A 15,105-nucleotide genomic window follows, 5' to 3' on the forward strand; every position below is an offset into this window, starting at 1 on the left:
GCCGCATGAGAAGACTTTAGAGAAAAGAAAATATTTTTGTATCCATCTAATTTTGATTTTTATAGAGTATTATTTGATAAACATGGCATCACCGAATGAGAAGAAGCGGTACTTTTCATCAACAGCATGTTTATAGGCTTCTAGGACAAATTCTCGTCCTGCGAAGGCAGAAACTAGCATGACAAGTGTTGATTTTGGAAGGTGGAAGTTTGTTGAGAAGGCATCAACAACTTTAAAGTCATAACCTGGTTTAATAAAGATTTTTGTCCATCCTGAATCCGCTTGGACTTTCCCATCGAATTTTTGTCCGATGGTTTCAAGTGTTCGAATGGAAGTGGTTCCAACAGCAACGATACGACCGCCAGCAGCTTTCACTTGATTGATAGTGTCGGCTGCTTCTTGACTGAGGCTATAAAATTCAGAGTGCATGTCATGTTCATCGACATTGTCGACCGAAACTGGTCGGAAGGTTCCTAGCCCAACATGAAGTGTAAGGTAGACTAATTTAACGCCTTTGGCTTGTATTTTTTCTAAAAGCTCGGTTGTAAAGTGGAGACCAGCAGTCGGTGCAGCAGCGGAGCCATTTTCCTTAGCGTAAACCGTCTGGTAACGGTCACGGTCATCTAATTTTTCATGGATATAGGGTGGCAGTGGCATTTCACCTAGACTTTCAAGGATTTCAAGAAAAATCCCTTCATAATGGAATTCAACAATACGCCCACCGTGCTCAAGTTCTTCAACGATAGTAGCGGTCAAACGGCCATCACCAAAACTAATTTTTGCACCCGTTTTAAGGCGTTTAGCAGGTTTAGCTAAAACTTCCCACTGGTCACCTTGGGTGTTTTTAAGTAGTAAAAGTTCCACGTGACCATGAGTATCTGGCTTTTCACCGTATAGGCGAGCTGGGAGGACACGTGTGTTGTTCATCACGAGAGCATCACCAGGGTTAAGTTGGTCAATGATGTGGTCAAAATGACTATCGACCATTGTTTTTTGTTCTCGGTCTAAAACCAAAAGACGAGAACTATCACGTTTTTCAAGAGGTGTCTGAGCAATCAATTCCTCTGGTAAGTAAAAATCAAAATCATTAGTGTTCATAAATTCTCCAATATCAATTCAAAAGATGCCTTTCTATTATACCACGTTGCTAAAAATAATGAAAAGAACTTCTTTGGGTTGACAGTTATAGGTTAATATATTAAAATAAAAACAAGAGTAATTGGTATATACCAAAAAAGGGGGAACAATGGATATTTTTATCGTTAAAACTCAAGAAGAAGGCGGAGCACTTGCTTTTGACTTATTAAAGAAAGCAGTTGATGAAGGCGCAAAGACCTTAGGACTTGCGACGGGCTCAACTCCTTTGGCATTTTATAAGCAAATCAGAGAATCTGACCTTGATTTTTCAGAGATGACCTCAATCAATTTGGATGAATATGTTGGGCTTGATGCTCAAAGTAAGCAGTCCTATCATTATTTTATGGTGGAGGAACTCTTTAATCATAAACCCTTCAAGGCACACCATGTTCCTAACGGGATGGCAACAGACTTGGAGGAGGCGACTAAAGATTACGATCGTTTGATTGAAGAGCATCCTATTGATTTTCAAATTTTAGGAATTGGGCGTAATGGTCACATCGGTTTCAATGAACCAGGCACTGCTTTTACCATCAAGACTCATGTCGTAGATCTTGATGCTTCCACCATTGAAGCTAATGCTCGCTTTTTTGAAGATGAAAGCCAAGTGCCTCGCCAAGCGATTTCAATGGGGATTGCCTCTATTATGTCTGCCAAAAAAATTGTGTTGATGGCCTATGGTTCTGAAAAAGCTGACGCTATTTACAAAATGGTTCACGGGACTGTTACGGAGGACGTACCAGCTAGTGTTCTCCAAAATCATGACAATGTTGTTCTCATTATTGACGAAGCAGCAGCAGAAAAACTAGGTTAGAACTGTTTCGAAAATAATATGGCAAAATGCTTAGGGACAAAGGTCTGATTCCTAAGCGTTTTAATTTATAGACAAATAAAAAACTAGCTTCTTGTGAAACTAGCGTTTGAGTAAATCAATTAGAAAATAGAAAATCGCTGTAAGGATGCTTCCCATCACCATAGCGATAGGAAATGCGAGAAGAGGAGTAACGCTGGCTGTCAGCAACGTCAAGCAAGAGAATACAGTACAGATGGTAAAAGAAACGATTCGTCCGAAGAAGACTAAGTCCTTGAACTTCGTTGCATTTGGATTAATAGCATCGTATGTTTTGAATTTTGGCTCAGTTTTTTTACTGATTGAGACGACCTTATCAGATTGGTCCTGATGCTTTAATGGTGCAGCCATTGTGACTCCTTTCTATTGTGATACTCTTTTGTGCAAATGACAGTAATATTATCATACCATAAAATAGTATCATACTTTGTTACAAAAAGGTTACAAGTGTGACAAGTGTTCATTTGTAGCGGTTTTGTTGAGATAATATGTCCTTTTTAGCTGGGTGACAAGGGCTAAAAACCGTTTTAGTGTTTTGTATAAAAATTCCTAGGCAAATGACTTGTTTTTTGCTAGAATATTATGGTATGGAAAAAATTATTATTACTGCTACGGCAGAGAGTTTAGAGCAGGCCCAAGCTCTTTTGGAGCTAGGTGTTGACCGGATTTATATCGGAGAGATGGCTTATGGCCTTCGTTTGCCAAAAAATCTCTCTTTGGCTGAAATGCGAAAGATTGCGCAGCTTGTCCATGAGAAAGGAAAAGAGCTAACTGTCGCGGTGAATGCTTTAATGCACCAAGCGATGATGGATGCTCTTCCTGAGTACCTAGATTTTCTTGAGGAAATTGGAGTCGACTATATTACTGTTGGTGATGCGGGCGTCTTTTACATTTGTAAACGTGATAATCGTCCGTTTAAAACGATTTATGACGCTTCAACCATGGTGACGTCAAGCCGTCAAATCAATTTCTGGGGCAAAACAGCTGGCGCTTCTGAGGCGGTTCTGGCACGTGAAATTCCAGCAGCAGAGCTTTTTGTGATGGGAGAAAAATTAGAAATTCCAGGAGAAGTTCTCGTTTACGGTGCTAGCATTATCCACCATTCGAAGCGACCGCTTTTGCATAATTACTATAATTTCATCAAGACTGAGGAACGTGTGACTAAGGAGCGTGATTTATTTTTAGCAGAGCCTGGGGATGCGGATTCCCACTACTCAGTCTATGAAGATAATCATGGAACGCATATCTTTGCCAATAATGACCTTGATATGATGACGAAGCTCTTAGAACTTCACGAACATGGTTTTAATCATTGGAAGTTAGATGGTGTTTATTGTCCAGGTGACAATTTTGTTAACATCGCTGAGTACTTTGTCAAAGCGCGTGATTTGATTGCTGCGGGAGAGTTTTCTCAGGATCAAGCCTATGTTTTTGATGAAGCCATTCGTAAATTACACCCTGCGAACCGTGGTCTTAGCACAGGTTTCTATGACTACGAACCGGATCGTGTCAAATAAGATACAATACCATATTCCGAGAGTGAGTTTTTCTATTTCAGGGCTCGGAATGGTCTCTTACTACTCATCACTTTTATCTTGTAAATAGAAGGAAATGTAAACTATGTCAAATGTAAAACGTCGTCCAGAGGTTCTAGCACCTGCTGGGACATTGGAAAAATTGAAAGTCGCTGTTGATTACGGTGCAGATGCTGTTTTTGTTGGGGGACAAGCCTACGGACTACGTAGTCGTGCAGGAAATTTCTCAATGGAAGAAATGCGTGAAGGAATTGACTACGCCCATGCACGCGGTGCCAAGGTCTATGTTGCTGCTAACATGGTAACGCATGAGGGAAATGAAGAAGGAGCGGGAGCTTGGTTCCGTGAGCTTCGCGACATGGGACTTGACGCTGTTATCGTTTCAGACCCAGCTCTTATTGAAATCTGTGCAACTGAATCACCTGGTCTTGAAATCCACTTGTCAACTCAAGCCTCTGCAACCAATGTGGAGACCTTCCATTTTTGGAAAGAATACGGCTTGACACGTGTGGTGTTGGCGCGTGAAGTTTCTATGGAAGAATTGGCAGAAATTCGTCGTCGTACTGACCTTGAAATTGAAGCCTTTGTGCATGGTGCCATGTGTATTTCATACTCAGGTCGTTGTACGCTTTCAAACCACATGTCTGACCGTGATGCCAACCGTGGTGGCTGTTCACAATCTTGCCGCTGGAAATACGACCTTTACGATATGCCATTTGGTAGAGAGCGCAAGAGTATCCAAGGAGAAGTACCAGAAGCCTTTTCAATGTCAGCGGTTGATATGTCAATGATTGACCACATTCCAGATATGATTGAAAACGGTGTTGACAGTCTGAAAATTGAAGGGCGTATGAAATCTATTCACTATGTGTCAACGGTTGCTAACTGTTATAAAGCTGCTGTGGATGCTTATATGGAAAGCCCAGAGAAATTTGAAGCAATCAAACAAGACCTTGTTGACGAAATGTGGAAGGTTGCCCAACGTGAGTTGGCGACAGGTTTCTACTACGGTACTCCTAGCGAAAATGAGCAATTGTTTGGTGCTCGCCGTAAAATTCCACAATATAAATTTGTTGGAGAAGTTGTTGCCTTTAACGAAAGCAATATGACAGCAACGATTCGTCAACGTAACGTTATCATGGAAGGTGACCGTGTTGAGTTTTATGGACCAGGTTTCCGTCATTTTGAATGCTTTATCGAAGATTTGCATGATGATAAAGGAAACAAGATTGACCGTGCGCCAAATCCAATGGAATTGTTGACGATTACAGTTCCGCAAGCTGTTAAACCAGGTGATATGATTCGAGCCTGCAAAGAAGGTCTTATTAACCTTTACCAAGAAGATGGGACTTCAAAGACAGTACGTGCTTAAAAATGCGTTTTAAGATATAAAAAAACTGGCTGAGGAATCAGTCAGTTTTATGCTGTGCTTTGGTAATGTTTTTGGGAACTAGGGTTAGCTTTTGAAGGTCTTCCATTGCAATGATGGTAGAAACCTTGTTAGCTCCATTTTTCAAAATGAGTTTGTCATTGATAGGATCATATTTGCTAACATGACCTGTAAAGCTTTTATCTTGGTAAATGGCATGAAGCGCTAGCTTTTCTTTTTGGGCTTTAACAATGATATGTGCCAGCTGATTTTTTCTAAGATTGATATTGGAAGGTTTGGGACTTGGTTCGATAAATTCTTTGACTTGAAACAAGATTTTTTTGACAATATTTTCCATAGCATTTTCCTCGAAATCTTGATACAATTATTATATCAGAAAATAGTAAAAAAATTTTTAAAAAAGGTTAATTATTTTTTGGCATTACGAATAGTAATGTAGGAAGAGATGAGTTATCTTATTTCCCAAATAACAATTGAAAGGAAGGTTTGGTTCTCGTTGAACCAAACTAGGATGATGTTTTTTATGAAAATGTTGTCCCATGGTATTAAAAATGGCAGATTTTACGTTTGAAATCGAAGAAAAACTTTTGGTGCTTTCAACAGCTGAAAATGGTTGGACAAAAGAGCTTAATCGCGTTAGCTTTAATGGTGCTGAAGCTAAGTGGGATCTCCGTTCTTGGAGCCCTGACCACACGAAGATGGGGAAAGGCATTACGCTAACAAATGAAGAGTTTAAAACCATTTTGGCTGCTTTCAGAAGATAAGTTCTGAAATAATAGCAGAGCAGTATCAAAAAATCGTAGCGATAGACTTTATACTCAACCAAAATCAAAAACGAGCAGTCCAATGGTGGATTTGCTCGTTTTCTTTTTAGGATGGCAATGTCAAATTGGTATTTTGAAAATGATGTTACCAATCTTTTATTTCTTAGTTGGAATTGAAATTTCGATGAGACGTGGTGTATGGATGGTATTGATTTGATCCATACGGCAAATGTCCTGGTCGATTTTTCGACGCATGAAAAAGTCTCTGATTTGTTCAATTTCTTTATCTTGTATAGCACGATGCTTATTGGTGATAAGAAGTTCGTAGTGGCGAGGTGCCTGAGTAAAAATCACATCGGTATTTCCTGCCGAATAGACCTCTACTAAGGTCGCATCGGTATTACGAAGTTGGTTAACAACCAGTTCTGCATGGCTATTTGTTGTGTTAATCAATCTCATAAGCAACCTCCTGATGGCTCTATTATAGCACTATTTTTCTTAAAATAGTGTTTTTTTGTGTCTTTTTTGCCATTCTTGAACGCCCCATTTGTGGCTACCGCGTTTGAGTTTTTCGATGGCTTCGTCAATTGGGAACCAAGAAAGGTGATTAAAGTCTTCCAAGGGTTTTCCAGCGACTTCAAAATGGGTCACTTCGTAGATATAAGCTGGATTGTAGTAGTGGGTGTCGCGGTGGCGTGAGTAAAAATACTCATCTGCTTGTCCGTAGTATTCTCCCACTTCAGCTGTAAATCCAAGTTCTTCAATCAATTCACGTTCAAGGGCAGTCAAATGATTTTCTCCTTCTTCAATTTCTCCACCTGGAAGGAACCAAGCGCCATTTGGTGCCTGAACAAGGATAATATTGTCATGGGTATTATCTGGGATAACAGCATAAACTCCGTAGCGGTTTTGATAGGTAACACCGTCAATCTTGTTGCCAAATGTTGGATTTGTCATGGTAAATCTCCTAGTTTTTCAATTATTATACTAAAAAGATTTTAGGTTGTCATAAGGAAAAGTCTAAAAAATTGTCATATAGATTCTGTATGTGAAATATGCTATAATGAATGATATTTTTTAGGAGGAGTCGGTTTATGGGCGCAATTGTCAATGCCATCTGTATCGTTGTAGGGGCAGGTTTAGGTTTAGTGATTCAAAAGGGATTATCCCAACGTTTTCATGATATTTTGATGAAGGGAATGAGCCTTTGTGTTGTCGTTATCGGAATTCAAGGAGCTATTGAGGCAAGTAATACCATGTTGCTTATTTTAGCATTGTTGTTCGGTGCCCTACTTGGTGAGGCGCTCAACATTGAAAAAGCCATGGAAGACCTCTCTTATAAATTGGAGAAAACGCTGGTAAAAAATCCGAAAGAGTCTCAGTTTGCGCAAGGATTTCTGTCTGCGATTATGATTTTCTGCGTGGGAGCTATGGCGATCGTGGGAAGCCTCCAAAGTGGCTTACTTGGTGATCACAGCATGCTCTACAGCAAGGGGATCATCGACGGGATTATTGCTGTTCTACTCGCTTCTACCAACGGTGTAGGTGTCCTCTTTTCAGCAATAGCGGTGCTGCTATACGAGGTTACTATGACCTTATTAGCAGGCGTTTTAGGAACTTACTTGAGTGAGGACGTTATCTCTGCTATGTCATCTACAGGTTCTGTTCTCCTCATTGCGCTAGGATTTAATATGCTAGACATCACCAAGTTCAAAGTGATGAACTATATTCCTGCGGTCTTTTTACCCATCCTCCTCTTACCAATCCTTAAGTGGTTAGGGTTATTCTAACTATCATTGAAAAGTTGAGTTTGCTCAGCTTTTTCTTTTTGTCCAATGCCTGACAAATGTCATATCATGTCATGACAAAATGGGCTAAAAAGCTCTGCTATTTTTCAGTAGAATAACAGTATCAAAAGAAAGGACTATTACAATGAAAAGAAAAATGTGTTTTGCTCTTGTGATGATGATTTTAGGAACATTGGTTGAATATTATACTCACTTTTTTACGGATTATGCGAGTGTGTTTTACGGTATGATTGGAATAACGTGGGGATTATTTGGGGGCTTAGGTATCCTAGATAGAGATAGTGGGAGAAAACATCATGATTAAGAGGATAACAGTCAGACAACTCTGTCAAGTGATGAAGTGCAATCTGATTTTAGGACTCATCATCCTTACAATCGCTGGCGCTCTCATCAGTCTGATGGTTAAGGCATCTGGAGTACGTCCTTCGCAACCTCTGATCTGGGGAATGGGAACGATTTGGTTTTTACTATTTTTACGCTATGGTTTAGGGTCTATGATTGTTAGTCACGAAAAGAAAGGAAGTGATCAGGTATGACCAAGGTTATTGAAGTGAGCAATCTTAGTAAGACGATTAAAGGCAAGTCTGTTTTGACAGATCTTCGTTTTACGCTTTATCAGGGAGACTGTGTGGCTCTGATTGGCCCAAATGGTGCTGGGAAAACAACGCTCATGTCTTGTTTGTTGGGGGATTATCGGACAAAGGCTGGTCAGGTGACGGTATTAGGTTTAGCTCCAACGGATAACATATTGAAAGAAAAGATTGCTGTTCTCTTTCAGGACAATGTTATCGAAAGTGATTTGAAAGTTAAAGAAATCCTTGCCTTTCAACGGGCGATTTATCCAAATCCCTTATCTGAGGAAGCTATTGATGATTTACTTGGTTTTAGTCCTGCTCAAAAAGAACAGTTTGCGGATAAATTGTCTGGCGGGCAAAGACGCCTGCTGTCTTTTGTCAAAATCTTAATTGGGCAACCAGACATCATTATTTTGGATGAGCCGACAGCTGGTATGGATACTAGCACTCGTAAACGTTTCTGGGAAATTGTTGGAGAGTTGAAAAAGGCTGGCAAGACTATCCTCTATTCGTCCCATTATATTGAAGAAGTGGAGCATACCGCTGAGCGGATTTTATTGTTGAATCAAGGAAAATTGATTCGTGACACGACTCCTTATGACTTGCAGCGGGAGGATCAGGAAAAATGCTTTAGTTTTCCTGAGAGCTATTTAGCTAGCCTGACGGATTGTCCTTTTTACGATGTTGCTATCAAAGCAGGGCGTGCAACCGTGATGACCAAGGCACCGGAGCAGGTTTTACAAGCCTTATTGAAGGGCAACTGCCCTGTTTCTGCCATTGAAATGACGAATAGAAGTTTACTAACAACCTTATTTATGAAAGCAGGTAATGACGATGACACGATTGACAGCTTTGCTTAAACGGGAGTGGCTTTTAGCCATCCGCTCTTGGAAGTCTCTGATATTGACCCTGGGAATGCCTGTTGGCTTCTTCCTTCTTTTTTCGGCAACCAATGATGTTTCAGACTTGCCGGTGGCTGTTCAAAATCAGATTTTTAAACAGGTCTTAATGATGATGACCATTTCATCTGTTTTAAGCCTTGTGTTTTACAATCTCCCCTATTTACTCCAAGAAGATCGGATGAGAAATCGGCTGAAAGCTATTTTGCACACGCCTGTGACCTATTGGGAATATTATCTGGTGAAAACCTTGCGACTGCTTTTTTTCTTTGGGATTTCAATTAGTGTGGTATTTACTGTAGGTTATGTGGTGAAGGATATTCAGATGTCGCTGGTTGAATGGGTGATGTCTATTGTGCTTATCTTACTGGGGACATTTTTAATGTTGCCGCTAGGTATTCTACTAGGGCAAATCAAGTCCAGTGAAACCTTGTCCCTCTTTTCAAATCTTTGCTACATGGGGTTGGCTATTTTAGGTGGTTTATGGTATCCGATGGAATCATTTCCAGCTTGGTTACAAAAAGTGACGAAACTGACCCCAACCCACCATTTTCTTAATCTCTTAGTGTCTTATTACGATAAAGACTTTTCTTGGCGCTCACTTGCAATTCTTACTGGTTATGGGATAATACTGTTAGGAATAATCGCCTTGATTAAGAAGAGACAGGATGTGTATTAGATGTTTTACCCTTTTCAGAAAAATTTTCTTCCGTACTATGTCGGATTAGTTTTTGTTAGCTTTCCTCTCTTGGGCTTGAAATATTTTGGCTATCCCATGTGGACGTCACCGTTGACGTTTTTATTTGTTGTGGCGTATATGGGACTCGTTCATCTAAAGCCGAGACATCGCTTCTTAGAAGAAGTCTTCTGGCATTACCTTTTGTTTTATATTGTCCTGATGTCCTCTGTTGTTAACGGCAACATGATGTGGTTCTTTTTCTTTCCTTCTAATCTTTTGGTTTGGCGGTTTGAAAAAGGCTGGCGCTCCTATCGTGGGTATTCCTTATTAGTTGCTATTTTGATAATGATTGGAGTTTTCATCACCTATTCTCCAACCATGACGGATAAGGTGGCAATTGTTTTAGTCACCCTCTTTATTTTAGGAATGACAACGTTTCAAATGCAGACCAGAGAGGAAGAAGCGTTAAAAGACCTTCTTTATCGTCAGAGCCAAGAAAACCAAGTTCTGGTTGCGGAAAATGAACGCAATCGCATTGGCCGTGATTTGCATGACACCTTGGGTCACACCTTTGCCATGATGAGCCTGAAAACGGAGCTGGCGCTCAAACAATTGGATAAGGACAATATAGAAGCTGTGCGAAAAGAATTGGAAGAGATCAATCAAATTAGCCGCACAAGTATGCAGGAGGTGAGAACCCTTATCAATCATCTCAAATACCGTAGTTTGGAAGAAGAATTGCTCGCTTTACAAGAATTACTAACCATGTCTCATATTGAGGTTAGCCTGGATAATCAATTAGAAGGGGAAGTTCTTCTCCCTATGGTGTCATCCAGTTTAGTCATGATTTTAAGAGAATTGGTGACCAATATTATCAAACATGCTGAGGCTAGCCAGTGCCAGATTTGTTTAAAGCGTGACAACGGAATTGTAGTGCTGGTTTCTGACAATGGCAAAGGTTTTTCAAGTCTAACGGGAACAGAATTACACTCTGTCAGGGAACGTTTAACCTTAGTCTCTGGGGAGATGGAGATTGTCTCACCCAAAGCGCCTACCTTGATTCACATTCGTTTAGAAGAAGGAGTTAACGCATGAGAATACTATTAGCTGAAGACCAATCCATGCTCCGAGATGCGCTGTGCCAACTGTTACTTATGGAAGAAGATGTTGAGGCTGTTTTACCAGCTAAAGATGGAGCAGAAGCGCTAGCCATGTTACAAAAAGAAACTGTCGATGTGGCTATCCTTGATGTGGAGATGCCTGTGAAGTCTGGGCTTGATGTCCTTGAGTGGATTAAAGCTAATAGCGCTACCAAGGTCATTATCGTGACGACCTTTAAACGGGCGGGCTATTTCCAACGAGCAGTGAAAGCGGGTGTGGATGCTTATGTTCTAAAGGAGCGCTCCATTTCAGAGTTGATGGCAACCATTCATAAGGTGCTTGCGGGTGGGAAGGAATATTCGCCTGAACTTATGGAGACGATCGTTCAAGAAGAACAGCTGCTTAGTGCGCGTGAACGTGACGTCCTCAAACTGCTGGCCAAAGGCTTGTCAAACAAAGAAATCGCTAGCCAGCTTTATCTCTCTGACGGTACGGTGAGAAACTATGTCACATCACTAATGACAAAACTCGGTGCCAATAACCGCACAGAAGCCGTCCTCATCGCAACGGAGAAGAATTGGCTGTGACTGTTTAGATACGATAAAAACCCGACTAAGGTCAGCTCTGGTTTAGAAGAGCTGAACTTTGGTCGGGTTTTTGTGTATGAGAAAATAGAGGAATTTGTATTAAAGTGACAGTTGATACAGTAATTAGCGATAGTAGGGAGTGTTGTTGAGATTTTAAATATGTGATGGCGATGAAACGTTGGTAACGATAAAATAATGATTTCTTAGTATATGGTTTTTCATTTTATAAACATTTAGTGTTTTTATTAGTATTATCTTCGACTAGCACTTATTCTAATACGATGTGTCTTAGGAAATGAAACAGAATATACAGAATTCAATTCCTTTGTAGAAAAAAGCAACAATCGAACATTGTTAAGTTATCAGCTGAATCTTACTGAACATCTTGTGCCAGTTTTTAGTGTTTTTATAATAAGTAATTTTGAGAGTATTTTCTTCTTTAGGTGTTTTTTTCCAAAAAATGAAAATCCATTGTAAAAAGAAAACGTTTTAGTTATGATTGAAACAAACCTAGGTAAAAACATTAGGAGGTACTCATTTTGAGTAACAATAGAGAAACTGCAAAGCAGATTATTCAAATCATTGGTGAAGAAAATATTACATTTATGACACATTGTGCAACTCGTCTGAGATTAAATGTTACCAATGAAAGTACAGTTGACTTAAATGCTCTTGATCAAGTTGAAGGAGTCATTAAAGCACAAGTAAAGAATGGACAACTTCAAGTTATTATTGGAGCAAAAGTAGCTCAAGTTTTCGAAGAAGCTTCAAAACTAGTGAAACTTTCAGATGATCAAATTGAAAGTACTGAGGTCAAGAAAAATATCATTTCTCAACTTATTGAAGTTATTTCAGGATGTTTTGGACCAGTTATACCAGTTCTCATTGGCTGTGGTATGGTAAAATCTGTGGCAGCTATTTTAACGACATTTAAATTAGTAGAACCGACCAGTGGAACTTACCAAGTTATTGCCCTAATCGGGGATTTATTATTCTATTTCTTCCCATTCTTTTTGGCAGTGAGTGCGGCTAAGAAATTTAAAACTCATGAATTTTTAGCAATTGCTCTAGCGGGTGCATTGATGTACCCCACAATTCAAAATGGTGCGTTAAATGCTGCAGAGAGTGGCATTACAAGTCTATCATTTCTTGGTTTACCAGTGCTCTTTGTAAACTATAAGTCAACTATCATTCCTATTATTTTAAGTGTTTGGATGATGTCTTATGTGCACAAGTGGGTCAATAAAATTATTCCAGATACTTTTAAAGTTTTATTTGTTCCAATGATTGTACTATTTATCATGGTACCACTGGAGTTGATAGCAATTGGTCCTTTTGGTAGCTATATTGGTCAAGGAGTTGCTAAAGTAGTTAGCTACCTCTACACTACTAATGGTGTCATTGGAGCATTCCTATTTGGTACTTTCCGTCCATTACTAATTATTTTTGGTATGCATTATGCCATTACTCCAATCAACGCCCAATTGATTGCTGAATATGGATACTCTGTTATTTCTCCAGCTAATTTGACAGGTAACCTAGCTCAAGCTGGTGCGACATTGGCAACATTCTTACTACTTAAGAAAAAGACAGAAAAAACGGAAGCGTTGACAGCTGGTGCAACAGCACTCTTTGGTGTTACTGAGCCAGCTATGTTTGGATTTAACTTGAAATATAAAAAACCAATGATCTGTGCAATGGTTGCTGGTGGTATTGGTGCCGCCTACATTAACTTTTGGGGCGGTGGAGCGACTGCAGTTATTTTACCTGGTCTCCTAGCTCTGCCTACTTATATTGCTGATAACTACATTCATATTATTATTGGTATCTCAATCAGTATTGCGACAGCATTCATTGGTACACTTGTTTTAGGAATTGGTGAAAAAGAAGCGACTAAAGAAGATGTTATTGAAATCCATACAGATAAACTTGACGTTCTTCCATTTGCAAAAGGTTCAGTCCTTCCATTGGAAAAAGTGAATGATGCTGTTTTCTCAACTGGTGTCATGGGGAATGGATTTGCTATTGAACCCTCAGAAGGTAAAGTAGTTGCCCCATTTAATGGCAAGGTATCAATGGTATTTGAAACCAAACATGCTATCGGGATTCGTTCTGATAATGGTGTCGAAGTGCTGATTCATATTGGATTAGATACAGTTAATTTGAAAGGTAAGCACTTCAACGTTTATATTCAAGAAGGTGATACTATTGAAAAAGGACAATTATTAGTTGAATTTGATCTTGAAAAACTGAAAGAACTTGGTTACGATACGATTATTCCATTTATTGTAACAAATGGTGCTGAGTTCTCTAAAGTTACACCAAATATTAGTAATGAAATGGTTACAATTGATTTGGTATAAAAGGAGCAGTTATGACATTTCCTAAAAATTTTCTTTGGGGAGGTGCAGTAGCGGCAAATCAGGCAGAGGGCGCTTATTTAGAAAATAAACGCTCTCTATCTGTTATGGATGTAGTGCCTCTCGGAAATCAAAGACGTGCAATCAAGCAAGGATTTATAGATTATCGAACAGTTGATACTGAATCAGCGTACTACCCAAGTAGAACTGGAATCAAATTTTATGAGAAGTACGAAGATGATATTAAGTTATTGGCTGAGTTAGGTATTAAATGCTTTAGAATGAGTATTTCATGGACTCGACTATTTCCAACTGGCATTGAAGCTTCTCCAAATCAAGAAGGTTTAGACTTTTATAGGAAAGTATTCGAGTTATGTCAATCGTATCACATAGAGCCATTAGTAACTATTAGTCATTTTGATATCCCACTTTATTTGGTCGATAACCTTGGTGGTTGGAGAAATCGAGAAATGATTGCTCATTATACAAAATATGCCAGGGTACTATTTGAAACTTATAAAGACTTAGTTCAGTATTGGATAACCTTTAATGAAGTCAACGTCATTCTCCATAATTCCTTCTCTGGAGGTGGGCTAGAATTGATGGGGAAGGAAAATATTTCTCAAATTCGCTATCAAGCTGCACACAACCAATTACTAGCAAGTAGTGAAGCTATAAGAATAGCTCATGAGATAAATCCTAATAATAAAGTTGGCTGTATGCTAGCTGCTGGTGATTATTATCCCTATTCATGTCATCCACAAGATGTGATGATGGCACTTGATAAAAATAGAGAAAGCTATTTCTTTATTGATATCCAATGCCGCGGTAAATATCCTAATTATGCCAAACGAAAATTTGAAGAATTAGGAGTTAAACTCGACATCCACGAAAATGATGCTAAAATTTTGTCAGATAATACTGCGGACTTCGTAGCATTAAGCTACTATACCTCTCGTTGTATTTCACATAATAAACAAGATGAAACAGCTTCTAATTTAATGACATCAGTGAGAAACCCATATATCAAAAGTAGTGATTGGGGATGGCAAATTGATCCTCTTGGTTTACGGATTACCCTGAATACGCTCTATGATCGTTATCAAAAGCCACTATTCATTGTTGAAAATGGATTAGGTGCTAAAGATGCATTAGTTGATGGTTTTGTGCAAGATGATTATAGGATTGATTATTTATCCCAACATATCGACATGGTTGAAGAAGCTATCAAAGACGGTGTTGAAATAATAGGCTATCTCGTATGGGGAGTCATTGATTTAGTTGCTGCATCGACTGGTGAGATGGACAAACGTTACGGTCTGATTTATGTAGATGCAAATAATAAGGGAGAAGGTTCTTTTAAACGATACAAGAAAGCTTCTTTTGAATGGTATAAGAATTTAATCAGTCAAAAATAACT

At 39.2% G+C, this 15,105-nt stretch carries 18 protein-coding genes; 13 read left to right on the forward strand and 5 right to left on the reverse strand.

Annotated features, from left to right (window positions below; genetic code table 11):
• Positions 1 to 69: 69 nt before the first annotated feature.
• Positions 70 to 1,098, reverse strand: a complete 1,029-nt coding sequence (gene queA / locus AB6M99_RS04225; RefSeq protein WP_369351123.1) for a tRNA preQ1(34) S-adenosylmethionine ribosyltransferase-isomerase QueA — start codon at positions 1,096 to 1,098, stop codon at positions 70 to 72.
• A 148-nt stretch (positions 1,099 to 1,246) separates the two neighbouring features.
• Here queA and nagB point away from each other — a divergent pair, with 148 nt between their 5' ends.
• Positions 1,247 to 1,951, forward strand: coding sequence for a glucosamine-6-phosphate deaminase (nagB, locus tag AB6M99_RS04230; protein WP_121834356.1), 705 nt, complete (start codon positions 1,247 to 1,249; stop codon positions 1,949 to 1,951).
• Between the two features lie 99 nt (positions 1,952 to 2,050).
• Here the strand turns inward: nagB and AB6M99_RS04235 are convergent, their stop codons facing one another.
• Entirely contained in the window at positions 2,051 to 2,338 is a 288-nt protein-coding gene (locus tag AB6M99_RS04235) for a DUF3270 family protein (protein ID WP_121834357.1), read from the reverse strand.
• Positions 2,339 to 2,574: 236 nt separating this feature from the next.
• Between AB6M99_RS04235 and AB6M99_RS04240 the strand changes: the two genes are divergently transcribed.
• Both AB6M99_RS04240 and AB6M99_RS04245 read left to right on the forward strand, forming a co-directional pair.
• Positions 2,575 to 3,504 (forward strand): peptidase U32 family protein, encoded by a 930-nt coding sequence (locus AB6M99_RS04240; protein ID WP_369351124.1) that lies wholly within the window; start codon positions 2,575 to 2,577, stop codon positions 3,502 to 3,504.
• Positions 3,505 to 3,607: 103 nt separating this feature from the next.
• Positions 3,608 to 4,894 (forward strand): U32 family peptidase, encoded by a 1,287-nt coding sequence (locus AB6M99_RS04245; RefSeq protein WP_121834358.1) that lies wholly within the window; start codon positions 3,608 to 3,610, stop codon positions 4,892 to 4,894.
• A 37-nt stretch (positions 4,895 to 4,931) separates the two neighbouring features.
• On the opposite strand, the gene AB6M99_RS04250 is transcribed toward AB6M99_RS04245, so the two are convergent.
• A complete protein-coding gene (locus tag AB6M99_RS04250) occupies positions 4,932 to 5,249 on the reverse strand; it encodes a hypothetical protein (protein WP_121834359.1) in 318 nt (105 codons plus the stop codon).
• A gap of 214 nt (positions 5,250 to 5,463) precedes the next feature.
• Here AB6M99_RS04250 and AB6M99_RS04255 point away from each other — a divergent pair, with 214 nt between their 5' ends.
• Positions 5,464 to 5,676 (forward strand): YdbC family protein, encoded by a 213-nt coding sequence (locus AB6M99_RS04255; protein ID WP_369351125.1) that lies wholly within the window; start codon positions 5,464 to 5,466, stop codon positions 5,674 to 5,676.
• Between the two features lie 156 nt (positions 5,677 to 5,832).
• Here the strand turns inward: AB6M99_RS04255 and AB6M99_RS04260 are convergent, their stop codons facing one another.
• Together AB6M99_RS04260 and AB6M99_RS04265 are read right to left on the reverse strand one after the other, a co-directional pair.
• Positions 5,833 to 6,135, reverse strand: coding sequence for a DUF1827 family protein (locus tag AB6M99_RS04260; protein WP_121834361.1), 303 nt, complete (start codon positions 6,133 to 6,135; stop codon positions 5,833 to 5,835).
• A 39-nt stretch (positions 6,136 to 6,174) separates the two neighbouring features.
• On the reverse strand, positions 6,175 to 6,633 hold the full coding sequence (locus tag AB6M99_RS04265) for an NUDIX hydrolase (protein WP_121834362.1): 459 nt from the start codon (positions 6,631 to 6,633) through the stop codon (positions 6,175 to 6,177).
• A 137-nt stretch (positions 6,634 to 6,770) separates the two neighbouring features.
• On the opposite strand from AB6M99_RS04265, the gene AB6M99_RS04270 reads away from it, so the two are divergent.
• The 9 genes from AB6M99_RS04270 to ascB all read left to right on the forward strand — a co-directional run bounded on the left by AB6M99_RS04270 (position 6,771) and on the right by ascB (position 15,103).
• Positions 6,771 to 7,466 (forward strand): DUF554 domain-containing protein, encoded by a 696-nt coding sequence (locus AB6M99_RS04270; RefSeq protein ID WP_121834363.1) that lies wholly within the window; start codon positions 6,771 to 6,773, stop codon positions 7,464 to 7,466.
• Between the two features lie 142 nt (positions 7,467 to 7,608).
• On the forward strand, positions 7,609 to 7,788 hold the full coding sequence (locus AB6M99_RS04275) for a hypothetical protein (RefSeq protein WP_121834364.1): 180 nt from the start codon (positions 7,609 to 7,611) through the stop codon (positions 7,786 to 7,788).
• Positions 7,781 to 8,020 (forward strand): hypothetical protein, encoded by a 240-nt coding sequence (locus AB6M99_RS04280; protein ID WP_121834365.1) that lies wholly within the window; start codon positions 7,781 to 7,783, stop codon positions 8,018 to 8,020. The genes AB6M99_RS04275 and AB6M99_RS04280 overlap by 8 nt, the downstream gene beginning before the upstream one ends.
• Positions 8,017 to 8,919, forward strand: a complete 903-nt coding sequence (locus AB6M99_RS04285; protein WP_121834366.1) for an ABC transporter ATP-binding protein — start codon at positions 8,017 to 8,019, stop codon at positions 8,917 to 8,919. The genes AB6M99_RS04280 and AB6M99_RS04285 overlap by 4 nt, the downstream gene beginning before the upstream one ends.
• The gene (locus AB6M99_RS04290; RefSeq protein WP_369351127.1) at positions 8,888 to 9,637 is read left to right on the forward strand and encodes an ABC transporter permease; all 750 of its coding nucleotides are present in this window, start codon (positions 8,888 to 8,890) and stop codon (positions 9,635 to 9,637) included. Before AB6M99_RS04285 ends, AB6M99_RS04290 begins: the two co-directional genes overlap by 32 nt.
• Positions 9,638 to 10,732, forward strand: a complete 1,095-nt coding sequence (locus AB6M99_RS04295) for a sensor histidine kinase (protein WP_121834369.1) — start codon at positions 9,638 to 9,640, stop codon at positions 10,730 to 10,732. It begins immediately after the preceding gene.
• Positions 10,729 to 11,325 (forward strand): response regulator transcription factor, encoded by a 597-nt coding sequence (locus AB6M99_RS04300; protein WP_121834370.1) that lies wholly within the window; start codon positions 10,729 to 10,731, stop codon positions 11,323 to 11,325. Before AB6M99_RS04295 ends, AB6M99_RS04300 begins: the two co-directional genes overlap by 4 nt.
• A gap of 539 nt (positions 11,326 to 11,864) precedes the next feature.
• Complete coding sequence (locus tag AB6M99_RS04305; RefSeq protein ID WP_369351128.1) at positions 11,865 to 13,688, forward strand: beta-glucoside-specific PTS transporter subunit IIABC; 1,824 nt, start codon at positions 11,865 to 11,867, stop codon at positions 13,686 to 13,688.
• 11 nt (positions 13,689 to 13,699) lie between these two features.
• On the forward strand, positions 13,700 to 15,103 hold the full coding sequence (ascB, locus tag AB6M99_RS04310) for a 6-phospho-beta-glucosidase (RefSeq protein ID WP_369351262.1): 1,404 nt from the start codon (positions 13,700 to 13,702) through the stop codon (positions 15,101 to 15,103).
• Positions 15,104 to 15,105 lie beyond the last annotated feature (2 nt).

Origin of the sequence: Streptococcus hillyeri (assembly GCF_041081565.1) — a bacterium.
In the GTDB taxonomy this organism is placed as follows: domain Bacteria; phylum Bacillota; class Bacilli; order Lactobacillales; family Streptococcaceae; genus Streptococcus; species Streptococcus hillyeri.